Genomic DNA, 22,679 nt, shown 5'->3' on the forward strand with positions numbered 1-22,679 from the left:
TGTTTCAGGTTTTAAGTTTCAAGTTTCACGTTCTCTAGCGTAACTTGAAACATGAGACCTGAAACTTTAAACAAAAAACACATGAACTTATTCAACGTTTACCCATTATACGACATAACTCCAGTAAAAGCAGTAGATTGTACAATTATTGACGACAAAGGAGTAGAATATTTAGATTTGTACAGCGGACATGGTGTGATTTCTATCGGACACACGCAACCGGATTATGTAGCAAAATTAAAGAATCAGATAGATAACTTAGGTTTTTATTCGAATGCTATTCAAAACCCTTTACAGGTGGAATTGGCTCAGAAATTAGGAAAACTTTCTGGTCTTGAGGATTATGAATTGTTTTTATGCAGTTCTGGTGCTGAAGCCAACGAAAATGCTTTAAAATTAGCTTCTTTTCACAACGGAAAATCAAGAGTTGTGGCTTTTGATAATTCTTTTCACGGAAGAACTTCTGCTGCCGTTGCAGTTACAGATAACAAAAAAATCGTTGCACCAATTAATGCACAACAAGTAGTTACTTTTTTACCACTAAACCAAATTGAATTAGTTGAAGCTGAATTGGCTAAAGGAGATGTTACAGCTGTAATTATCGAAGGAATTCAAGGAGTTGGAGGTTTAGATCAAGGAACAACTGAGTTTTTTCAAGCTTTAGAAAAAGTATGTAAAAAACATGATGTTGTTTTGATTTTAGACGAAGTGCAGTCAGGATACGGAAGAAGTGGAAAATTCTTCGCTTTCCAACACCACGGAATCAATGCTGATATTATTTCGGTTGCCAAAGGAATGGGGAACGGTTTTCCAGTTGGCGGGATTTTAATTTCTCCAAAATTCGAAGCAAGTTTCGGATTATTAGGAACTACTTTCGGCGGAAGCCATTTGTCTTGTGCAGCAGGAATTGCAGTTTTAGATGTAATTGAAAAACTTGATTTACAGAAAAATGTAAATGAAGTTTATGAATATTTCTTAGAGAAAATCAAAGAATTAGAAGGAATCAAACAAGTAAAAGGAAAAGGATTAATGCTCGGAGTTGAGTTTGATTTTGATGTAGCAGCTTTAAGAAAGAAATTAATCATCGAAAAGCACATTTTTACAGGAAGTGCCAACAATAAAAATCTATTAAGAATTTTACCGCCTTTGACAGTGAAAAAAGCTGATATTGATACGTTTGTAAAAGCTTTAAAAGAAAGTTTAGAAGAATTAAAGAACTAATTCTCGTTACGTTAAACCTGACGGGTTTTAAAAACCCGTCAGGTTTAAAATAAAGTTTCCGAAAAAGAAATAACCAAAAAACAACCAACCCACTTGAAATTATGAAACCATTATCAATTGAAACACGTAATGCGGTTTTGCGGACTATGGCAAAGCTGGTCGAGCAGGAGCGGAATCAGATAATCTTGACCAATCAAGAAGATTTATCAGATTACGACGGCTCAGATTTAGCGATGGAAGAACGCTTAAAAGTAGATGATAAAAAAGTCGATGAGATGATTTTATCATTAAATCAATTAGCTTCTCAGGAAGATCCCGTTGGTGTTGAGCGTTTTCATTTTACTCATGATAATGGAATAAAAGTGGTGAATAAAACCGCTGCTTTCGGAACGATTTTAATTATTTACGAATCCCGTCCAGACGTTACCATCGAAGCGGGCGGAATTGCTTTTAAATCCGGAAATAAGATTTTATTAAAAGGAGGGAAAGAGTCTTTAAAATCGAATTTAAAAATCGTAAGTCTTTGGCACAAAGCTTTGGAAGAAAACGGAGTTTCAAAAGACTGGGTAGAATATCTGAATTATAACAGAACAGAAACACAGGCTTTTTTAGAAAAACCAACTCAAAAAGTCGATTTAATAGTTCCGAGAGGAGGAGAAAAACTTATTGAATTTGTAAAAGCACATGCGACTTGTCCCGTAATTGTAAGCGGACGAGGAAATAATTTTGTTTACGTTCATGAAAAAGCAGATACTGATTTGGCGTTAAAAGTAATTTTAAATGCTAAAACATCTAAAATTTCGGCTTGTAATGCTTTGGATAAAGTTTTAATAGATTCTAAACTGCCCAATTTTGAAGGTTTCGCAGCGATGCTGATTGAAGAGTTAATAGAATCAAAAGTGGAGGTTATTGTAGATAAATCTTTAGAGTATTTCGAAAACACTAAAACAATCGAAAACGAAGATATTTGGTACGAAGAATTTCTAGATTATAAAATCGTAATCGGAACCATCGATTCTCAGGAACATGCTATTGATAAGATCAATAAGTACTGCGGAGGACATTCTGCAGCAATTATAACTAGAGATGATGAAGTTGCACAGCAGTTTATGGAATCGATCGATGCTGCGGCTGTTTATCAAAATGCATCAACCCGTTTCACAGACGGCGGACAGTTTGGTTTAGGCGGAGAATTAGCCATAAGTACTGATAAACTCCATCAACGCGGTCCAATTGGTCTTCAACATCTCGTAACAAACAAATGGTATGTTTACGGAGAAGGACAGATTAGGTAATTGAGATAATTAGATAATTAGTCAATTGAGATAATTTTAGATTGTGAATTTTTGATTTTTAGATTTTTGAATTTGATATTCAATTGGAATTTGGAATTTAAATATTGGAATTTAATATAAAAACTTAGTGCCTTAGCGCCTTTGTGGCAAATAACAAGATGAAAAGACGGATTTTATTAAAAATAGGAAGTAATACTTTAACCAAAGAAACCAATCATATTTCGCGGGGAAAGATTGAAGATCTTGGAATACAGATTGCAGCTTTAAATGACGAATATGAGTTTATCATAGTAAGTTCAGGAGCAATTGCGGCTGCAAAGCAATTTGTAAAACTGGATAATCAGGATAAAGATGTTTTTGTAAAACAAGCTCTAGCTTCAATCGGTCAGCCACATTTAATGCGGATTTACAATGAAAATTTTAAAGATTTAGGATTAAACACTTCTCAGTGTTTGCTTTCTTATTCTGATTTCGAAAAAGAGCAGACCAAAAAGAACATTGTAAATACGATTAATGTATTGGTTAAAAACAATTACATTCCGATTATCAATGAAAATGATACCGTTGCGACAGATGAGATTCGGTTTGGAGATAATGACAAATTAGCAGCGTTAACAGCAGTTCTTTTAAATGTTGATATTCTGATTATTGCGACCAACACAAACGGAATTTACACGAAAGAATCCATTCATGATGAAAATCCGGAGACCATAAAATTGGTAAATGATTTAAAAACGCTGGAAAAAGAAATCGGAGATTCAAAATCATCACACGGAACAGGGGGAATGCAGTCTAAAATAGAGGCCGTTGCAATTTCAAAAGCAGCCAATATCGAAACCTGGATCGTCAACGGACTGAATGATAATTTTATTCTGCGAGCATTGAAGGATGAAATTCCCTTTACCAAAATTGTGTAGATAGAACGCGGATGAAACGGATTCGCTATCACGAAGACGCGGATTAAAACGGATTTTTTATATTTGTTTTAATTTTATGTAGTATATTTCATTCAAATTTGTTTTTTATGGAATTATTGCATCGAGAGTTAACTGAAGTCATTATCAAAACTTTTTATGAAGTTTATAATGAATAAGGACATGGGTTTTTAGAAAGAGTTTATCAAAATTCCTTGTATTTGGAATTGAAAAATAAAGGTTTGTACGTTGAAGCTCAAAAGAAAATAAAAGTTTATTATAAAGGAATCGAAGTTGGAGAATATTATGCAGATTTAGTAGTTGAAGATTTAATTATTTTAGAATTAAAAGCTGCGAATTGCATAGTAATAGAATTTGAAAACCAAATTTTAAATTATTTAAAAGGCACCAATTGTGAAGTAGGTTTACTTCTAAATTTTGGAACAAAACCAGAATTTAGACGAAAAGTATTTGAAAACAGTAGAAAAATAAGAATATAAAAAATCCGCGTTAATCTGTGTCTTCGCGATAGCGAATCAGTAAAATCCGCGTCTAATTTTTTACAAACCAATAAGAAAAAAAAGAAAATGAACTATATCTCAATAAAAGAAATCAACTCATTGTCAAAATGGGTGAGACAAGCGATAAAAATCAAAAAGAATCCGCTTAAAAATCAGAGTTTAGGAAAGAACAAAACTCTTGGAATGTTATTTTTCAATCCGAGTTTAAGAACGCGTTTGAGTACTCAAAAAGCGGCAATGAACTTAGGAATGAACGTTATGGTAATGAATTTTACCAACGAAGGATGGACATTAGAATTCGAAGACGGAGCTGTGATGAATTCTGGTGCTTCAGAGCATATTAAAGAAGCAGCAGAAGTAGTTTCTCAATACTGTGATATTATTGCAATCCGTGCTTTTGCTGGTTTGGTTGATAAGGAAAAAGATTATCAAGAAACTGTAATTTCAGGATTTTTGAAATACGCTACAGTGCCGATTGTAAATATGGAAAGTGCTATTCGTCATCCGTTACAGTCGTTGGCAGATGCGATTACAATGGAAGAATTCAAACCTAGACACAAAGAGAAACCAAAAGTAGTGCTTTCTTGGGCTCCTCATCCAAAAGCTTTACCGCAGGCAGTTGCCAATTCATTCGTAGAAATGATGCAGATGCAAAAAGATATGGATTTTGTAATCACACATCCAAAAGGTTACGAGTTAAGCCCAGAAATCACACAAGACTGTAAAATCGAGTACGATCAAGACAAAGCTTTCGAAAATGCCGATTTCGTTTACGTAAAAAACTGGAGCAACTTCAACGATTACGGAAAAGTAACCAATAGCGATCCAAATTGGACGGTTACGGCAGAAAAAATGGCTTTGACCAATAACGGAAAATTCATGCACTGTCTTCCAGTTCGTCGTAACGTTATTGTAAGCGACGAAGTTCTAGACGGAGAAAATTCAATAGTAATCGAGCAAGCGAATAACAGAACGTATTCAGCACAATTAGTTTTACAAAAGATTCTTAAAAAAATATAATTTTTTGAGGGACTAAGGTTCTAAGTTTCTGAGATACTAAGAAACTGTGAGCAAAAAACTTAGTACCTTAGAACCTTAGCATCTTAGAACCTCATGAAAAAAGTTACCGTAATAAAAATAGGAGGAAACATCATCGACAATCCAGCAGAATTAGAACAATTTTTAACCGATTTTTCTAAAATTGAAGGCTATAAAGTTTTAGTTCATGGTGGTGGAAAATCGGCTACAAAAATGGCGCAAAGTATTGGTTTGGTTCCACAAATGATTGATGGGCGCCGAATCACAGATGCTCCAATGCTTGATGTTGTGGTAATGATTTACGCAGGACAAATCAACAAACATATTGTAGCGCAATTGCAGGCAAAAGACAATAATGCAATTGGTTTTTCTGGAGCTGACGGAAATTTAATTCAGTCAACAAAAAGAAATCATCCAACAATTGATTACGGATTTGTAGGTGATGTGAAGCAAGTGAATACCAAATTATTGGCTACTTTATTAGAAGCTGGAGTTGTTCCTGTTTTCTGTGCCATCACGCACGATAAAAACGGACAATTGTTAAACACAAATGCTGATACCATTGCAAGCGAATTATCAATTGCTTTATCTGAGGTTTTTGATGTTACGCTAACATATTGTTTTGAAAAACAAGGTGTTTTGATGGATTCAGAAGACGATTCATCTGTAATTACAGAAATCAACGAAACATTATACAATAAACTAAAAGAAGAAAAAGTAATTCATTCTGGAATGATTCCAAAACTGGATAACTGTTTCAATAGTTTATCAAGAGGCGTGCAGAAAATCAAAATTGGGCATCACAAAATGCTTCAAAATTCAGATATTCCGCATACAACGATTACGTTGTAAAGATATAGCCACGAATTATACGAATTGACACTAATTTTTTTCGGCTTAAAAAAGAGAAAATAATTTTAAACAGACAGTAAAAAGTTTATTTTGATTTTAAATCTGTAACAAAAAGATAATTTGTGAAAACTCATGCAATTAGTGGCAAAAAAACAGAACTGCGCAGTACTTTTAAATATTAATTTAAGAAATTTGCGCAAATTAAAAATGTCGCGTATTATTTAGTTAAGTAAGTAAAAGCTTAAAAAAACTTAGCGACTTAGCGCCTTTGTGGCAAGAGCACAACAAAAATGAAAAATATAGATACGCTTACCCAAGAAGCAATTAGTTTATTAAAAAGCTTAATCGAAACGCCTTCATTTTCAAGTGAAGAAGATCAAACGGCTCTTTTAATCGAAAATTGGTTCAATCAGAATGAAATACCTTTCAAGAGAGAAAACAATAATGTGTGGGCTTTCAATAAATATTTCGACAAAAACAAACCAACACTTTTACTAAATTCACATCACGATACTGTACGTCCAAATCAAGCGTACACCAACGATCCGTTTAAAGCAATTGAAAAGGACGGAAAATTATTTGGTTTAGGAAGTAATGACGCTGGAGGATGTTTAGTTTCGTTACTGGCGACTTTTGTACATTTTTACGAAAATCAAAACCTTTCTCACAATATTGTAATTGTAGCTTCCGCGGAAGAAGAAAGCAGCGGAAAAAATGGTTTAAACAGCGTTTTAAAACACTTGCCAGAATTAGATTGTGCCATTGTTGGAGAACCAACTTTAATGCAATTAGCAGTTGCAGAAAAAGGTTTGTTAGTTCTAGATGTAAAAGTAAAAGGAACTGCAAGCCACGCAGCGCATCAAAACGATGATAATGCTTTATACAAATCAATTCCGGTGATGGAATGGTTTAAAAACTATAAATTCGACAAAATCTCAGACGTTTTAGGTCCCGTAAAAATGACCGTAACGCAGATCAATGCAGGGAAACAGCACAATGTTGTGCCTTCAGAATGTGATTTGGTTGTGGATATTCGCGTAACAGATCGCTATACAAATGCTGAAATTCTGGAAGTTGTAAAAGCAAATGTAAACGCCGAAGTAACACCACGATCAATGCACTTAAATGCTTCGTCTATTCCAATTGCACATGGTCTGGTTCAGGCAGGAATTGCTTTAGGAAGAACGACTTACGGTTCGCCAACACTTTCAGATCAATCAGTTTTAAGCTGTCAGTCTTTAAAATTGGGACCAGGAGAAACATTGCGTTCGCATTCAGCAGACGAATTTATTTTTGTAAATGAAATTGTAGAAGGAGTCGACTTGTATATCAAAATACTAACCGATTTCTTTAAATTATAATTGAAACGAAATTAAACCCGACAGGTTTTTAAAACCTGTCGGGTTTCTAAAACAGTACCTATGAAACTTTGGGAAAAAGGAATACCAACAGATAAACAAATTGAGCAATTCACAGTAGGAAACGACCGTGAACTGGATTTAGTTTTAGCAAAATACGATGCTTTAGGTTCAATTGCACATGCAAAAATGTTAGGACAAATCGGTTTGTTGACTTCAGAAGAAACGACTTCTTTGGTTGATGCATTAAACGAAATTATTGCTGATATCGTAGTAGGTAATTTCGAAATCGAAGATAGTTTTGAAGATGTTCACTCTAAAATCGAATATCTTTTAACTGTAAAACTTGGCGATGCAGGAAAGAAAATCCACACTGCACGTTCTCGTAACGATCAAGTTTTAGTAGATGTTCATTTGTATTTGAAAGATGAATTAAAAGTGATTAAAGAGCAAGTAAAGACCTTGTTTGACTTGTTGATGGAATCGGCAGAAAAACACCAAAACGTTTTATTGCCAGGATATACACATTTACAAATTGCAATGCCATCGTCATTTGGAATGTGGTTTTCTGCTTATGCCGAAAGTTTAATTGATGATATTACAATGTTGAACGCAGCTTCAAAAATTGTAGATCAGAATCCGTTAGGTTCTGCTGCAGGTTACGGAAGTTCGTTCCCAATCAACAGAACTTTTACAACTCAGGAGTTAGGTTTCGAAACTTTGAAATACAATGCTGTTGCCGCACAAATGAGCCGTGGAAAAGCAGAGAAAACGGTTGCTTTTGCTATGACAAGCGTAGCAGGGACATTGTCAAAATTTGCAATGGATGTTTGTCTGTATATGAGCCAGAATTTTGATTTTATCGGTTTACCGGCGCATCTTACAACAGGTTCTAGTATTATGCCTCATAAAAAGAATCCAGATGTTTTCGAATTAATCAGAGGAAAATGCAATAAGATTCAGGCTCTTCCATACGAAATCACTTTAATTACCAATAATCTTCCAAGCGGTTATCATAGAGATTTACAGCTTTTGAAGGAAGGTTTGTTTCCGGCAATTCAGACTTTGAAATCTTGTTTAGATATTGCAATTTTTTCAATAAAAGATATCACGGTTAAAGATCATATTTTAGAAGATAAAAAATACGATTATTTGTTTACAGTAGATACTTTAAACGAAATGGTAGTTGCAGGAATGCCGTTTAGAGATGCGTACAAAGCCGTTGCTGAACAATTGGAAGCCGGCACATATAAATCTCCAAAAGCTACAAAGCATACACATGAAGGAAGTATCAATAATTTGTGTCTTGATGCGATAAAAGATAAAATGAAAGCAGCTTTTTAAGTTGTTTTCCAAAATTAAAAACCGATTTGCTAATTAAGTAAATCGGTTTTTTTTATGTTGTTTTTAGTTGCAATTAAGTTTTATTGCCACAACTTGTAGATATCATGCCATTAGAATTAACTTGAAGCGTTGCTCCCGCGCCGCAAGATTTATTCGAAATGTATTCTTCGGCTTTTCCTAAAGTAAGTGTAGTGTAGATATAAGAGGGCTTATTTACTTTTGTCCCAAAATCTATTCGTCCTTTGCGGCAGTTATCAAATACAATTCCAACTTTGCCACCATCTGTACTGGTATATTCTTTAAAAACTTTATCCACTTTCGCAAAATCAGAACCCTCTACATAGCAAGTTGAGTTTTTAGTACCTCCGCCTAAACCTATTGCTACCGAGCCAGACTCAGATGTACTATAAAGACAGTTTAGAATATGGATTTCCGCATTTCTAACACGCGGCATTCTTTGTTTACATCCTTGAGCCCAATAACAGTTTTTAAAGGTTATACTGTAATGACCATCTACTGGCGCATCAGTTTTAGAAGCTCCCACTAGGTTTGAGAACCTATGATCATCAGCTCCGCCAGAGCCTCCTGCTTTTGGAGCTTTTAAATAGGTAAATTTGCACCAAGAAATGGTTACGTTATCGGCTGTGCCTTTATTGTCAAAATTCCCATCCATTCCATCCTGAAATTCACAATGATCGACCCAAAGATTAGTTGCTTCTGAAGTAAGATTATCATGTCCGTCAACATCGTAAGCTCCTGGTCCTTCAAAAATTAAATTTCTGATGATAATATTATTAGAGCCAGGTTTTAAACTTAGAATTCCTGAACCTGCAGCCGTTTGATCCAAGTTAATTAATCGTGCACCCGGAAGACCAATTATAGTTTTGTCATTGACTAGTAAGCTGGTATATGTACAATTTATGGTTCCTGAAACTAAGATAACTTGCGGAGTAGTTAATTTCAGTTTTGCTGTTAAATCGGCTAAAGTTGTAACTGTTACTGGAGTAGCGCTTCCCCCGCCGGTTGCAGAAGCACCGAATCCTTCAGGAGCGCTCATGAAATAATTTTGAGCAAATAGAAAGGAGCAAGGCAGAAGCAATGCCAGTAATATAAGTTTTGTTTTCATTTTCAAGTATGTCTTTTTGTGGTTTTATTAGTTAGTTGTAATCGATTACACAAATGTAAAGGAATAAAAATAATTTCAAATTAAATTATCAGATATTTATGTTTTAAAGTTTTGGTTTTTAGAATTGTAAATGTTGTTTTTACATTATTTAATTATAAAAATTTGCTGTGAGAATATTTTAAGAAAAGGGGAAAGGTTTTAAAATTTAAAGCAGAATTTTCATGCTAAATACATATATTTGATGCACCAGTTTAAAACATACCAATGGAAAAATTCAAAGATCAGTCTGCTCTCCATCTTTTTAAGAAAGGCTTAATTACTGAAAATCAGTTTGAAGAAGTAAAAACGTATCGAAATTTAAACATCTTTTCATTAAACGCAGAATTAAAGTTGTTCCTTTATTTGTCAGTCTTACTGTTTACTTCAGGAATCGGAATTCTGATTTATGAAAATATTGATACCATAGGACATATTGCTATTTTGTCATTGCTTTTAATTGTGATTGCAGTTTGCTTTTTTTATTGTTTCAAGTATTCTAAAGGTTTTCAGAAAACAGAAACAACTTTTGAGCATCCTGTTTTAGAATATTTGGTTTTGGCAGGAAATATTTTGACCTGTATTTTCATTGGATATCTTCAATTTCAATACAAAACTTTTGGTGAACATTACGGTTTAGCGACTTTGGTTCCTACAATAGTAAGTTTCTTTTGCGCTTATTATTTTGATAATAGAAGTGTTTTGACCATTGCCATTACTGGTTTGGCAGCTTATGTAGGGCTTTCGGTTACGCCACAAGACATATTCAATGACAGTAATAATTTGTATGCAAGCCAAAGTTTGAGCTATTCTGCAGTTATGCTTGGAGTTTTATTGGTTTTATGGACAATCTACAGTCAGCGAATTTCGCTCAAAACCCATTTTGGCTTAGTTTTTCTCACTTTTGCATTGCATATTGTAAGTATTGCTGCCATCAGTAATCTAACAGGTTATGATACCTTAATTTGGGTAATTTTTGCTCTAATTTTAGCTGGTTCAACATATTATTTTTATAAGGTAAGTTATCAATACAAAGCCATGTCGTTATATGTATTTATGATTGTTTATGCTTACATCGGCGGAAACATTGTTTTGTTTAGAGTTTTTGAAAATGTTGACTTCTCAGATATTTGGGAATTATTAGTATTCCTATTGCCAGCGTATTTTGTCGGCTCGATTATAATGTTTATTAAACTGATTAAAAACTTCCACAAAGAAATAGCAGAATGATAGTATACAACAAACAATTATTAGATAATGAAGTTTTAGCTGATGAAGCAAATGCTTTGTATAAAGGAGGTTTCATTAGTAAAGAGCAGAAGAAATTTATAGAAAAAGAATTGCCGGTTTTAAAAAGTCAGAATAATATTCTCGTTAGAGTGGGTTTCTTTTTGCTTGGCTGTTTATTGTACGGCTCAATTTGTGGTGCAATTTCTTTGTTTGGGCTAAGTGCCGAGAATACATTTTTTAAAATCTGCTGTTATATTTTTGCCGCAGTTGGGTTTGGTGGAGTAGAATTGCTTGCCAATCAGGAGTATCATAATCACGGTTTAGACGATGCTTTTATATTGAATGCACTTTTGTGCTTAGGAGTGGCAATAGGAATAACAACAGAAGGTTACGAAATGGTAATTGCTTTTTTTGTAGCAGTTGGAGCGCTTTTTATGTTTTTAAGATATTTGCATGTACTATCAATGCTCGTGTTCTGTCTTTCTGCAACTGCGTTTTTGTTTTACGGAATGTTTGAATTTGGAGATATCGGAAAAGCTATTTTGCCATTTGTAGCAATGATTTTCGCGGGAGTTTTTTATTTTTTGACGAAAAAAATGATGAATCATCTTAGCGAAAGCTATTACTATAACGGGCTATTGTTGGCAAATAGTTTTTGCTTAGTTTTATTTTATCTTTCTTGTAATTATTTGGTTGTAAGAGAGCTTTCTGCAGAACTTTTAGGAACAGAAGTAAAACCTGGAGCAGATATTCCGTTTGCGTATTTCTTTTACGCATTTACTTTTGTAGTTCCAGTGCTTTATTTGGTTCAGGCTTTAAAAGCAAAAGATAGAATAATGCTTTGGCTCAGCTTTTTGGCTATCGCATTTTCAATTTATACCATTCGATTTTATCATTCCGTTTTGCCAATCGAAGTTGCATTAACACTTGGAGGTGTAGTTTTATTTGCAATTGCTTATTTTTCAATTAAAAAATTAAAGGAAAAAGAAAGTGGTCTGACCTTTAAACCAGATAGAATTAGCCATTCAGATAACTTATTAAATGCAGAAGCTTTAGTTGTGGCTTCAACTTTCGGAATGAAACCAGAAGTTAAGACAGACTCTCCAATGGAATTTGGAGGAGGAGGCTTCAGCGGTGGAGGCTCCGACGGAAGTTTTTAAGTTTAATTATGAATTATGAGTTGAGCGCTAATTTGAATTAAAATTAGACTTGACGTAGAAATATAAAAGCCTGAAATTATTTGTATAATTTCAGGCTTTATAATTTTTAAATTTTGTGTAGTGATTAAGTTGAGTAATTAACTCATAATTCATAACTCATAATTTATAACTGATAACTTAGATCTTGCTTTTCAATGCTTCAGCATCAATATCGCTGTGTGAAACATCGTAAACTGCTTTTCCGTTTTTGATTAAAATCAATTGAGGAGATTCGTGATATACTCCAAATTTGCTTGCAATTTCGTTTGAAATATCTCTATTTGCGATTAAATCTAAAAAGTACGGATCAACTGCTTCTTCGAGATCAAATTCTCTTTCAAATTGTTTTAAAGCCATTCGGCTGATACTGCATCTTGTGCTGTGTTTAAAAATGACAACTGGTTTTTCATTAGAAATAGCTTCGATTTCCATTAATTGAAGCATGTCTGTTAATTCTGTCCAGTTTACTTTGCTTTTTGCGGCTTCTGAGTTCTCTGAACTTCCGAAGATTGAATTGAAAAAACTCATATTTGACTTGATTTATGACTTTTTGACGTGTTAAAATAAAGGAATTTTAATTTTTAACGACATTTTGTCTGTTTTTTTGCTATGGAATATAATTTGAATATTTGAATGCAAAGTTAAATTATTTGAGTTAAAAAAGTACCTCAATAAATCGTAACTTTAATCTTATAAATTGTCAAACAAATAAAATCAATCAAAATCGTAAAAATATGAATATAAATAAGTTTACTATTAAATCGCAAGAAGCCATTCAGTTGTCGCAACAATTAGCGCAGCGAAATGGCCAGCAGCAAATTGAAAATGAACACATTTTCAAAGCCATTTTTGAAGTTGACGAAAACGTAGCGCCATTTATTTTGAAAAAATTGAATGTAAATGTGCCTTTGTTTTTACAAATTTTAGACAGTACAATTCAGAGTTTTCCAAAAGTTTCTGGAGGAGATGTTATGCTTTCCAGAGATGCTAATAAAGCTTTGAATGAAGCTGAAATCATTGCACAAAAAATGAACGACGAATACGTTTCGATCGAGCATTTAATTTTAGCCATTTTTGACTCAAAAAGTAAAGTTTCTCAGATTTTAAAAGATCAAGGAGTTACGGGAAAAGGTCTGAAAGCTGCCATTGAAGAATTAAGAAAAGGTGAACGAGTAACTTCGGCTTCAGCGGAAGAAACCTATAATTCGCTTAATAAATTCGCTAAAAACTTAAACGAACTAGCACGTACAGGAAAACTAGATCCAGTAATTGGTCGTGATGAAGAAATTCGTCGTGTATTGCAGATTCTGACTCGTAGAACAAAAAACAACCCAATGCTTATTGGTGAACCTGGAGTTGGTAAAACGGCAATTGCAGAAGGTTTAGCGCACAGAATTGTGGACGGAGACGTTCCAGAAAACTTAAAAGATAAAATCGTTTTCTCATTAGATATGGGAGCTTTGATTGCCGGAGCGAAATATAAAGGAGAATTTGAAGAACGTTTGAAATCGGTTGTAAAAGAAGTTACAGCTGCAGAAGGTGATATCGTTTTGTTTATTGATGAGATTCATACGCTTGTAGGAGCGGGTGGAGGTGAAGGCGCAATGGATGCGGCTAATATCTTGAAACCAGCTTTGGCTCGTGGTGAGTTAAGAGCAATTGGAGCTACAACTTTAGATGAATATCAAAAATATTTTGAGAAAGATAAAGCGCTTGAAAGACGTTTCCAAAAAGTATTAATCGACGAACCAGATACAGAAAGCGCGATTTCGATTCTTCGTGGAATTAAAGAGAAATACGAAACGCACCATAAAGTTCAGATTAAAGACGAAGCGATTATCGCGGCTGTAGAACTTTCACAGCGTTACATTACCAATCGTTTCTTACCAGATAAAGCGATCGACTTAATGGACGAAGCAGCTTCTAAACTGCGTATGGAAATCAATTCAAAACCTGAAGAGTTAGATGTTTTGGATCGTAAAATCATGCAGTTGGAAATCGAAATCGAAGCCATCAAACGTGAAAAAGAAGAAAGCAAGCTGAAAATTTTAGGAATGGAATTGGCCAACCTGAAAGAAGAGCGAAACGAAATCTACGCAAAATGGAAACAGGAAAAAGATATTGTTGACGGAATTCAGGCTGTAAAACATGAAATAGAAGACTTTAAATACGAAGCGGAACGTGCAGAACGTGAAGGCGATTACGGAAAAGTAGCAGAAATCCGTTACGGAAAAATAAAAGAAGCGCAGGAACGTCAGGAAACTTTGCAAAAACAATTGCTAGAATTCCAATCTGGAAATTCTTTGATCAAAGAAGAAGTTACTAGAGAAGATATCGCAGAAGTTGTAGCAAAATGGACTGGAATTCCAGTTACCAAAATGCTTCAGACAGAAAGAGAAAAACTATTGCATTTGGAAGACGAATTACACAAACGAGTAGTAGGTCAGGAAGAAGCGATAGAAGCGGTGAGTGACGCCGTTCGTAGAAGCCGTGCAGGTTTACAGGATATGAAAAAACCTGTTGGGTCATTCTTATTCTTAGGAACAACCGGAGTTGGTAAAACAGAGCTGGCAAAAGCTTTGGCTGAATATCTTTTTGATGATGAAAATGCTATGACTCGTATCGATATGAGTGAATACCAAGAGCGTCACAGTGTGAGCCGTTTAGTTGGTGCGCCTCCAGGATATGTAGGTTATGATGAAGGAGGTCAGTTAACAGAAGCTGTTCGAAGAAAACCTTATTCTGTTGTATTGTTAGACGAGATCGAAAAAGCGCATCCAGATACTTTCAATATTTTATTGCAAGTTCTAGATGAAGGACGTTTAACAGACAACAAAGGTCGTTTGGCCGATTTTAGAAATACGATTATTATTATGACCTCAAATATGGGTAGTAATATTATTCAGGAGAAATTTGAAAACCTAAAAGGAAGTGTTGAAGCTGCAACAGAAGCTGCTAAAAACGAAGTTTTAGGGTTATTAAAACAAACTGTTCGTCCTGAGTTTATCAACCGTATCGATGAGATTGTAATGTTTACACCGCTTACGGTAGAGAACATCTCGAGAATCGTAAACTTACAGTTGAAGAGTGTTACCAAAATGCTGGCTCTGCAAGGCATTACTATGGATGCAACTCCAGAAGCTATTGCGTATTTGGCTGACAAAGGTTACGATCCACATTTTGGCGCAAGACCTGTAAAACGTGTGGTTCAGAGAGAAGTTTTAAATCAATTGTCAAAAGAAATTTTGGCAGGAAATATTACAACAGACAGCATCATTTTGTTAGATGCTTTCGATGGCAAACTGGTTTTTAGAAACCAGACAGTTAAATAATTATTTTTTTAGTTAATCTTGAAAAAGCATCAGTGTTAAAAGCTGATGCTTTTTTTTTGCTCAAAATTCTGAAACTTTTCGCCTAATTCGTATAACAAGATATTTTCAAAAAAGAATCAATTTTAAATAAATAAAAATCAGCAAATTATTAATTTAAAAATCTCAAAATCATGAACAATATTTTCAGAGGATTATTAGCAGGATATGGAGCTAAGAAGTTAGGTGGAGGCTGTTTCGGAACTATTATAGTTTTTATTATTCTGTGGGTTCTTTTAGGACAATGCAGTTAGATTTCATCTACAGAAAAATACGAATAAAAAGAAAAATTTTGATGCTCTAATATTGGGCAGATTAAGTCAAAATGTCTAGATTCGCATCACTAAAAATAAATTTTAAAAATGGCTTCAGGTTTTTTTGTTCTATTAGATGATATCGCAGCAATTATGGATGATGTTGCAGTAATGAGTAAAGTTGCTGCAAAGAAAACTGCTGGAATTCTTGGTGACGATTTAGCTGTAAATGCAGAAAAAGCTTCTGGGTTTGCATCCTCACGAGAATTGCCTGTTTTATGGGCAATTAGTAAAGGTTCTTTACTCAATAAAATTATTATTCTACCAATTGCATTTTTGCTAAGTGCTTTTTTACCAATTGCAATCATAATAATTTTAGTGCTTGGGGGATTATTTTTAGCTTATGAAGGAGCTGAAAAAATTTATGAATTTGTTTTTCCACATAAACACGATGAGTCAGAAGGGATTACAGACGAAGCTCTTACCGAAGAGCAAATTCTAGAGCTTGAAAAAGGAAAAATAAAATCAGCAATCGTAACCGACTTTATATTATCTGTAGAAATCGTAATTATTGCGTTAGGAACAGTTATAGAAGAACCGTTAATACAACAAATTGTTGTAACGTCTATAATTGCATTGGTTGCAACAATAGGAGTTTACGGAATTGTAGCTCTGATTGTCAGAATGGATGAAGCGGGGTATAAGCTTATAAAATTTAGTAAAAGCGAAAAAAGTCCATCAAGATTTATTGGAAATTTATTAGTTAAAGCACTTCCATTGGTTATAAAAGGCTTGACGGTAGTTGGAACAATTGCATTGCTTTTAGTTGCAGGCGGAATATTTGTACATTATATTCCATTTTTTCACCATTTGTCAGAAGAAATTAAAATCCCTTCAATTATCAAAGAATTTACAGTTGGATTAGCTTTAGGACTAGTAGTTTTACTGTTTGTGAATCTTTTCAAAAAGATTTTTAAAAAGAAAACGGCTTAAATACAACTTCAATCAATATACTTTAAAAACATCAGTTTAAGACTGGTGTTTTTTTGTTTTAGAAGCATATCAATTCGTTTCCAAAAGCACATTTAGTCCCGCTCTCCGTTAAATCTTTTTCCTGCTAAAGGAGCAGGAAAAAGGATATCACTTCGATCGGGGCTAGCGAGAAATTTTTTATTTTCATAAGAAATAAAAGTAATTTTTAAATATTTTTTTATAAAATAAATTGTTGATTTATAGTTGTTTAATAAATAGTTGAAACTTTTTAACATTTTTTATAAGCAACCTTTATAACCAAGGCACATCTTCATAGTAATTAACAATTAATTATTATTTTATATGAAAAGTTTTAGATTAAAAACAGTTTTAGTAGTATTATTTTTATCAATTGGATTTGTTTCATGCAGTAACGACGATGATAAAGATCAAACACCAGCTCCAACTCCAACTACAAAGGCAGCTCTAGTTACAGAAATTAAAGGACCAGCGACAGGAAAAGTAAATGATGAACTAAGCTACGATGTGACTTATACAGTTGATAATGCTTGTGCAGAATTTGATAAAATTTCAGAAGTAACAATTGGATCTGTAAAAGGTTTGCAAGTAATTGCAAAATATCCGTCAGAAGTTTGTACGTTGCAAGTGCCTGAACCAAAGAAAACAGTTTATAAATTTAAAGCAACTGCAAAAGGAACTTTCGAAATTAAATTCAAAAAATCAGAAACTGAATTCTTAACTCAGAAAGTTGTAATCGAATAACAACTATTTTTAGTTGATATTTTTTTAGGTTGAAAAACCATTTTGCAAAGGTTTAATTTTAAGCTAATGTAAAGTGGTTTTTTAAATTTTGATTAAATTGTAAGAATTTTTAATTCTGAAAAACAATGCTAATTAAATTGATTTGAAATAGATGTGGTTTTTTTTCTTACATTTGTATTTGAAATCAAAAACAATCATGGAAAAAACAATAATCATAAAGCCAGATGCTAAGACAATTTCTGTTCTTAAAAAAATGGTTGATTTAAAAGAAGAACATCGAAAAGAAGTTATAGCAAGATTAAAGAAAAAATAGTATTTCTTTTATGTATCAATATATTCAAGAAGAGGGTTTATACCCTCTTTTTTATTTTACAACAAAACATGGATTAGAATATTTTGTCAGTTTTCATAAAATGGATTTTGATAGTATTTTTTTTGAAAAATTATATTCAGTGGATTTTTATGAAGCTAATAATCAAAAGTTCTTTAATGATCCTTTAATAGAAATTACGATAACTAATATCATCAATAATTATTTTAAAGATAACCCAGATATAATATTGAATTATGTTTGTGACAGTGTTGACTTTAAGCAAGATTTCAGACAAAAATTATTTGATAAATGGTATAAAAACACTTCGAATAATGAATTTTCTAAAGTTAATTTTCAGTATAAGCTTGAACATGAAAAGATGATTTATCATTTGAGTTTTATTTTTAAAACAGAATTTTATAATCTACAAGAGATTGTTGAAGAAGTTAACTCACTATTAAAAGAGTTTTCGAATTTTAAATAAATGTTGTTGATTTGAAGAAGGTTTTTCTTCGTTTTGCCATTCCTTTAAAAAGTATTATTTTTGCACTCTTAAATTTTATGTCATGGCGAAAAGAAAGTATAAAATATCGGTTATTCAGTTAAATCTGAATGATGTTGCCGAAAATAATCTTAAAAAATGTATCAGCTGGGTAAGAGATGCTGCAAGTCAAGGAGCAGAAGTTATCTTATTGCCTGAATTATATAGCAGTCATTATTTTTGTCAAAGTGAAGATGTAGAGAATTTTGCATTAGCAGAACCACTTTACAGTACTTCATTTATTGCATTCAGCGAATTGGCAAAAGAATTAGGAGTTGTAATTATTGTTCCTTTCTTTGAGAAAAGAATGGCAGGGATTTATCATAACAGTGCTTATATCATTGACACTGATGGAACTGAAGCAGGTTTATACCGTAAAATGCATATTCCAGACGATCCTCATTTCTATGAAAAATTCTATTTCACACCAGGTGATTTAGGTTTCCAGGCAATCGAAACAAAAAAAGGAACTGTTGGAACATTAATCTGCTGGGATCAATGGTATCCAGAAGCGGCTCGTATTACAGCGCTTAAAGGAGCAGAGGTTTTATTTTATCCAACAGCAATTGGATGGCATCCTAAAGAAAAAGAGCAATATGGAGAAAATCAATACGGAGCTTGGATGAACGTAATGAAAGGCCATGCGGTTGCAAATGGAGTTTTCGTTGCAGCAGCGAACAGAATCGGTTTAGAAAAATACCTTGAAGGAACAGAAGGAATTCAATTCTGGGGAGCTTCTTTCATCGCTGGACCACAAGGAGAAATTTTAGCTCAGGCTTCACACGATAAAGAAGAAATCTTAATTGCTGAGGTTGATTTAGATTTACAAGAAAATGTTCGCCAAAACTGGCCATTCTTCAGAGATAGAAGAATTGATGCTTTTGGAGATATTACAAAAAGAGCGATTGATAAATAATTTGATTAAAATTATATTAGAAAGAGCTATCTGAAAAGATAGCTCTTTTTTTTATAAGCTTCGGAGAAGCGAAATATCTATAGAAAAGAACAGACGTATACAAAATAAAGCTCCGGAGGAGCGACATATTCAGTCGGAAAAATATGTCGCTCCTCCGGAGCTTCTTTTATTTGTCTTATAGAAAATTCTATAAATATTTCGCTTCTCCGAAGCTTTATTCAAATTGTAAATTAATTTGAAATCATTTCATTTAAAAATTTGTCAATAATTCTATTTTATAACAAAAAAGAGCTGTTCATTGAACAGCTCTTTTTCTCATTTTTAGCTTTATATATAGATTACTTCACTTGGAAAGTAACTCGTCTCACGATCTGGCGTGCCTCTTTAGAACTTTTGTTAACAGAAGTATCTTCTCCATTAGCAATAACATTCAATCTTGAAGCATCTATTCCAGCATTAACTGCTACTTTTTTCACAGCTTCAGCTCGTTTTCTTGATAATTCAGTGTTGTAGTTTGAATTTCCAATTTCATCAGCATAACCAATAATATCGGCCGATTTTCCTGGGTTGTTTTTTAAGTATTTCACTAAGAAATCTACACCAGATAAAGAAGCGTTTGTTGGTTTAGACGAATTGAAATCGAAGTAAACATTTACATAACCGCCATTGATTAATTCTTCAACAGTATTGTTTGTAGCAGTTCCGGCACCTTTCTTTTCGTAAGTTTTGTCTAGATAGCTTTCTAACTCATCTGGAACACCATTTTGATTCGTATCAATAGATTGCCCTTTTGTGTTAACGGCAACTCCTGCGATAGAATTTGGTTCTAAATCGTATAAATCAGCAACCCCATCTTTGTCTGAATCGATAAGACCGGTTTCGATTAAGTCCACTCTTTTTTCCAATTCACCAATTCTATCTTCTTCACCAACCCAGTCAGCATGTTTCTGATTTTTACCAAGATAGAAAGTTAAACCTACTGAAGCATTTAATAAAATACCATCAAAAGAACCTGTGGTTGTATTGCCCATTCCGTCAAAATTCCAGTTTTGTCTTCCGTTAACAATTCCGGTAAGGTCACCTGTCAACGCTACTCTGTCGCTTAATCTAATCTGTCCAGTTAAACCAGCAATTCCATGCGCCATGTAATCCTGACCTCCAAATCCGGTTTCGGTGCTAATTTGAGAAACCCCGAAACCCCCATGAGCTAAAAGTCCAATTGTGTTTGTCCAAGTTTCAAAATTTAAGGCACGTCCAACATTGATAACCCCTTGTAAACTTGCTCTAACATAACGGCTTTCAAAATCTGGAGTGTCTTTTTTCTCTTTAAATTGATCGTACCCAACATCTAATTTTACCCCAAACTTTGGACTAAACATATATCTTACTCCCAGATCTCCGTGAAAAAAGTTTAATGATTCTGTAGTATAACCTGGAGTCATAGTTCTGGTTGGTTTGTTAACCCCGCCATTCAGTTCAATCGACCATTTGTTGAATTCTTGATCTACGCTAGGTTTGGTAGAAGTGGTAGCCATATTTTGAGCGCCTGCAGCAAATGATAGTAATAATAAGGATACTGATACTAATTTCTTTTTCATGATATCAAAAATTAAGTTGTTTTTATTTTAAACTCTTGAACAAAATTAGAGGTCGAATCTTAGAATGTGTTGTATATACTCTTACATAATTCCCATCTTTTGGCTTTTAATTATGTAAATCCGTTAAAATTAGTCTAATAGAAAGCAAAAAAAAGGACAAAATTCACATTTTGTCCTTTTTGCTATCCTAAAAAAGAGTTATTATTTTAAATCAGGCTGATAAATTTTAACAGATCCATCTCCTTCGCTACTTACTACCAATAAGCTTCTTTTTGTTGGGCTTTTTGAAGCCGGAATAAAAAGAATGCCTTCTGGAGCATCTCCTGTTTTTACAGTTTGCAAATATTGCGGTGAAGTCGGGTTTGTAGCATCGTAAACCATAAAAGCATCTGATCTTTCTAAACCAACAAACAAAATATTTTGGCTTCCCATTTTAGCTGCAACTACAGCTTCTGGCTCAGAACCTTTATCGTCACTTCTTTTATCGTCGTATGTGCCTAACTCGTTTGTTTTTTTATCAACATCATTTTTGCTGTCAAAAACGATTTTTCCTGTATTTCCGTTCCAGATAGAAAAAGATCTTCCTCCAAAACTTACCATTTGGTCTAAATCTCCATCTCCGTCAGTGTCTCCCAAGTCTGCAACAAGATTCAATCTTCCTAAGTTCGTGTCTAATTTTAAAGTAGCTGCATCTGGAAAAGCTGTTGCATCAAGCGTCATGTTTTTCATACGCTTCACATCAGTATAAGCAGTGTATTCTCTTGCGTCACCTTCATTAGCAGTAACAAAATAAGGTGTATTATTTAGGGTAAAATGGCTAATTGCATCTGGCATGTAAAGACCTTTTACTTTCCAAGGGTTAAAAGCGATTTTGCTGTCGCTATCGCTTACATCAATTGCGTTTTCAGTAGTGTTGTAATCTTTTAGTCCTAAAGGATAAATAGCAGTGATAGTTTTTGAAGTTAAGTCAACTTTTGCAACACCATTATTTTCTTGTAATGTAACCCAAGCTGTTTTAGAATCGTCAGAAATTGTAATGTATTCAGGTTCGATATCTTGAGCAAAACTAGTTTTAGCAAATTTTGAAATTCTGAAACCATCTTTTACTAATGCCGCAGCCTGACCAGCAAATGAAGTAAAATCTAAAGTTGTTACATTATAAGAGCTTGTTTCAATAATAGAAATAGTTCCGTTTGGATCTTGTGTATAATCTGCATTTGGCTCGCCTTCATTAGCAGTCATAATAAATTTCCCGTCTGGAGAAAAAGTAATCATATCTGGTAACGCACCAACAGTTACTTGTTTGATTAAGCTGTAATCTGAAGTATTAAAAATAACAACTTTTCCGTTTCCTTGTTTGTTTACAGTAGATTCTAAAGCAACAGCCAATTTTCCGTCAAAAACAGAAACGCTATTTGCGGCACCTTCGTAAGAAACTAAATCAATTTTTCCGATTTTTAGCGGTTTTGTCGGGTCACTAATATCAATAACATCAATCTGATTAACGCCACTATTGTTTACAGTAAAAAGTCTTTTTGTTTTTTCGCAGTAAGCAGAAATCTCAGCAGCAGCTTCTCCACCAATTGTAATAGAACCTATTTCTTTAAAAGTTCCTGGATTTTCATTTACAACAACTTCTGGTTCAGTGTTTGAATTTTCATCATTGTTACAGCTCGCCAATATAGATAGAGCAGCTAATAATGAGAGAGATAAATTTTTCATGTGTTAGTTTTTAGTTTTGGCAAAAGTAATTCTGAGCTCTTTGTTAAATATTAAGGCTGTATTATTTAATCTTTAACT

The 22,679-nt window shown here is 33.7% G+C and carries 18 protein-coding genes and 1 pseudogene; 15 read left to right on the top strand and 4 right to left on the bottom strand.

Translation table 11 applies throughout. The annotated features are described in order from the left end of the window. Positions 1-81: 81 nt before the first annotated feature. The 8 genes and pseudogenes from DM397_RS07085 to argH all read left to right on the top strand — a co-directional run bounded on the left by DM397_RS07085 (position 82) and on the right by argH (position 8,543). Positions 82-1,221 (top strand): aspartate aminotransferase family protein, encoded by a 1,140-nt coding sequence (locus DM397_RS07085; RefSeq protein WP_111376951.1) that lies wholly within the window; start codon positions 82-84, stop codon positions 1,219-1,221. 101 nt (positions 1,222-1,322) lie between these two features. Beyond that, a complete protein-coding gene (locus tag DM397_RS07090) occupies positions 1,323-2,516 on the top strand; it encodes a glutamate-5-semialdehyde dehydrogenase (protein WP_111376864.1) in 1,194 nt (397 codons plus the stop codon). Between the two features lie 158 nt (positions 2,517-2,674). Continuing rightward, a complete protein-coding gene (proB, locus tag DM397_RS07095) occupies positions 2,675-3,433 on the top strand; it encodes a glutamate 5-kinase (RefSeq protein WP_111376865.1) in 759 nt (252 codons plus the stop codon). Positions 3,434-3,621: 188 nt separating this feature from the next. After that, positions 3,622-3,930, top strand: a pseudogene (locus DM397_RS07100) (GxxExxY protein); the annotation flags it as partial. A gap of 87 nt (positions 3,931-4,017) precedes the next feature. Next, positions 4,018-4,971 carry an N-acetylornithine carbamoyltransferase gene (locus tag DM397_RS07105; protein ID WP_111376866.1) on the top strand — a complete coding sequence of 318 codons (954 nt, stop codon included), beginning with the start codon at positions 4,018-4,020 and terminating at the stop codon, positions 4,969-4,971. Positions 4,972-5,064: 93 nt separating this feature from the next. Continuing rightward, positions 5,065-5,841, top strand: a complete 777-nt coding sequence (argB, locus tag DM397_RS07110; RefSeq protein WP_111376867.1) for an acetylglutamate kinase — start codon at positions 5,065-5,067, stop codon at positions 5,839-5,841. Between the two features lie 290 nt (positions 5,842-6,131). After that, on the top strand, positions 6,132-7,202 hold the full coding sequence (locus tag DM397_RS07115) for a M20 family metallo-hydrolase (RefSeq protein WP_111376868.1): 1,071 nt from the start codon (positions 6,132-6,134) through the stop codon (positions 7,200-7,202). 60 nt (positions 7,203-7,262) lie between these two features. Next, positions 7,263-8,543, top strand: a complete 1,281-nt coding sequence (gene argH, locus DM397_RS07120; protein ID WP_111376869.1) for an argininosuccinate lyase — start codon at positions 7,263-7,265, stop codon at positions 8,541-8,543. Between the two features lie 73 nt (positions 8,544-8,616). Here the strand turns inward: argH and DM397_RS07125 are convergent, their stop codons facing one another. Then, entirely contained in the window at positions 8,617-9,669 is a 1,053-nt protein-coding gene (locus tag DM397_RS07125; protein ID WP_239457814.1) for a pectate lyase family protein, read from the bottom strand. A 264-nt stretch (positions 9,670-9,933) separates the two neighbouring features. Here DM397_RS07125 and DM397_RS07130 point away from each other — a divergent pair, with 264 nt between their 5' ends. Further along, entirely contained in the window at positions 9,934-10,935 is a 1,002-nt protein-coding gene (locus DM397_RS07130; protein WP_111376870.1) for a DUF2157 domain-containing protein, read from the top strand. Next, entirely contained in the window at positions 10,932-12,095 is a 1,164-nt protein-coding gene (locus tag DM397_RS07135) for a hypothetical protein (protein WP_111376871.1), read from the top strand. The genes DM397_RS07130 and DM397_RS07135 overlap by 4 nt, the downstream gene beginning before the upstream one ends. 177 nt (positions 12,096-12,272) lie before the next feature. Here the strand turns inward: DM397_RS07135 and ytxJ are convergent, their stop codons facing one another. Then, positions 12,273-12,662: a bacillithiol system redox-active protein YtxJ gene (gene ytxJ, locus DM397_RS07140; RefSeq protein WP_111376872.1), complete on the bottom strand. Its 390-nt coding sequence runs from the start codon at positions 12,660-12,662 to the stop codon at positions 12,273-12,275. Positions 12,663-12,868: 206 nt separating this feature from the next. Between ytxJ and clpB the strand changes: the two genes are divergently transcribed. The 5 genes from clpB (at position 12,869) to DM397_RS07170 (ending at position 19,281) form a co-directional block, all read left to right on the top strand. Next, positions 12,869-15,466 carry an ATP-dependent chaperone ClpB gene (clpB, locus tag DM397_RS07145; protein WP_111376873.1) on the top strand — a complete coding sequence of 866 codons (2,598 nt, stop codon included), beginning with the start codon at positions 12,869-12,871 and terminating at the stop codon, positions 15,464-15,466. Between the two features lie 398 nt (positions 15,467-15,864). Further along, positions 15,865-16,749, top strand: a complete 885-nt coding sequence (locus DM397_RS07150) for a DUF808 domain-containing protein (RefSeq protein WP_111376874.1) — start codon at positions 15,865-15,867, stop codon at positions 16,747-16,749. A gap of 342 nt (positions 16,750-17,091) precedes the next feature. After that, positions 17,092-17,511, top strand: coding sequence for a hypothetical protein (locus DM397_RS07160; protein WP_111376876.1), 420 nt, complete (start codon positions 17,092-17,094; stop codon positions 17,509-17,511). 323 nt (positions 17,512-17,834) lie between these two features. Then, positions 17,835-18,308, top strand: a complete 474-nt coding sequence (locus tag DM397_RS07165) for a DUF6169 family protein (protein WP_111376877.1) — start codon at positions 17,835-17,837, stop codon at positions 18,306-18,308. 82 nt (positions 18,309-18,390) lie between these two features. After that, positions 18,391-19,281 carry a carbon-nitrogen hydrolase gene (locus DM397_RS07170; protein WP_111376878.1) on the top strand — a complete coding sequence of 297 codons (891 nt, stop codon included), beginning with the start codon at positions 18,391-18,393 and terminating at the stop codon, positions 19,279-19,281. Positions 19,282-19,619: 338 nt separating this feature from the next. Here the strand turns inward: DM397_RS07170 and DM397_RS07175 are convergent, their stop codons facing one another. Beyond that, positions 19,620-20,879: an OmpA family protein gene (locus DM397_RS07175; RefSeq protein WP_111376879.1), complete on the bottom strand. Its 1,260-nt coding sequence runs from the start codon at positions 20,877-20,879 to the stop codon at positions 19,620-19,622. Positions 20,880-21,080: 201 nt separating this feature from the next. Continuing rightward, on the bottom strand, positions 21,081-22,601 hold the full coding sequence (locus DM397_RS07180; RefSeq protein ID WP_111376880.1) for a choice-of-anchor I family protein: 1,521 nt from the start codon (positions 22,599-22,601) through the stop codon (positions 21,081-21,083). Positions 22,602-22,679: the final 78 nt, after the last annotated feature.

Source organism: Flavobacterium nitrogenifigens, from assembly GCF_003254565.1.
Lineage (GTDB): Bacteria > Bacteroidota > Bacteroidia > Flavobacteriales > Flavobacteriaceae > Flavobacterium > Flavobacterium nitrogenifigens.

What these genes read in the sequence shown, in the direction of transcription:
- DM397_RS07085 (WP_111376951.1), top strand. Translation starts at nt 82, where the DNA reads ATGAACTTATTCAACGTTTACCCATTATACGACATAACTCCAGTAAAA.
- DM397_RS07165 (WP_111376877.1), top strand. Translation starts at nt 17,835, where the DNA reads ATGTATCAATATATTCAAGAAGAGGGTTTATACCCTCTTTTTTATTTT.
- clpB (WP_111376873.1), top strand. Translation starts at nt 12,869, where the DNA reads ATGAATATAAATAAGTTTACTATTAAATCGCAAGAAGCCATTCAGTTG.
- argH (WP_111376869.1), top strand. Translation starts at nt 7,263, where the DNA reads ATGAAACTTTGGGAAAAAGGAATACCAACAGATAAACAAATTGAGCAA.
- DM397_RS07175 (WP_111376879.1), bottom strand. Translation starts at nt 20,879, where the DNA reads ATGAAAAAGAAATTAGTATCAGTATCCTTATTATTACTATCATTTGCT.
- DM397_RS07150 (WP_111376874.1), top strand. Translation starts at nt 15,865, where the DNA reads ATGGCTTCAGGTTTTTTTGTTCTATTAGATGATATCGCAGCAATTATG.
- ytxJ (WP_111376872.1), bottom strand. Translation starts at nt 12,662, where the DNA reads ATGAGTTTTTTCAATTCAATCTTCGGAAGTTCAGAGAACTCAGAAGCC.
- DM397_RS07180 (WP_111376880.1), bottom strand. Translation starts at nt 22,601, where the DNA reads ATGAAAAATTTATCTCTCTCATTATTAGCTGCTCTATCTATATTGGCG.
- DM397_RS07160 (WP_111376876.1), top strand. Translation starts at nt 17,092, where the DNA reads ATGAAAAGTTTTAGATTAAAAACAGTTTTAGTAGTATTATTTTTATCA.
- proB (WP_111376865.1), top strand. Translation starts at nt 2,675, where the DNA reads ATGAAAAGACGGATTTTATTAAAAATAGGAAGTAATACTTTAACCAAA.
- DM397_RS07115 (WP_111376868.1), top strand. Translation starts at nt 6,132, where the DNA reads ATGAAAAATATAGATACGCTTACCCAAGAAGCAATTAGTTTATTAAAA.
- DM397_RS07170 (WP_111376878.1), top strand. Translation starts at nt 18,391, where the DNA reads ATGGCGAAAAGAAAGTATAAAATATCGGTTATTCAGTTAAATCTGAAT.
- DM397_RS07130 (WP_111376870.1), top strand. Translation starts at nt 9,934, where the DNA reads ATGGAAAAATTCAAAGATCAGTCTGCTCTCCATCTTTTTAAGAAAGGC.
- DM397_RS07125 (WP_239457814.1), bottom strand. Translation starts at nt 9,669, where the DNA reads ATGAAAACAAAACTTATATTACTGGCATTGCTTCTGCCTTGCTCCTTT.
- DM397_RS07105 (WP_111376866.1), top strand. Translation starts at nt 4,018, where the DNA reads ATGAACTATATCTCAATAAAAGAAATCAACTCATTGTCAAAATGGGTG.
- argB (WP_111376867.1), top strand. Translation starts at nt 5,065, where the DNA reads ATGAAAAAAGTTACCGTAATAAAAATAGGAGGAAACATCATCGACAAT.
- DM397_RS07135 (WP_111376871.1), top strand. Translation starts at nt 10,932, where the DNA reads ATGATAGTATACAACAAACAATTATTAGATAATGAAGTTTTAGCTGAT.
- DM397_RS07090 (WP_111376864.1), top strand. Translation starts at nt 1,323, where the DNA reads ATGAAACCATTATCAATTGAAACACGTAATGCGGTTTTGCGGACTATG.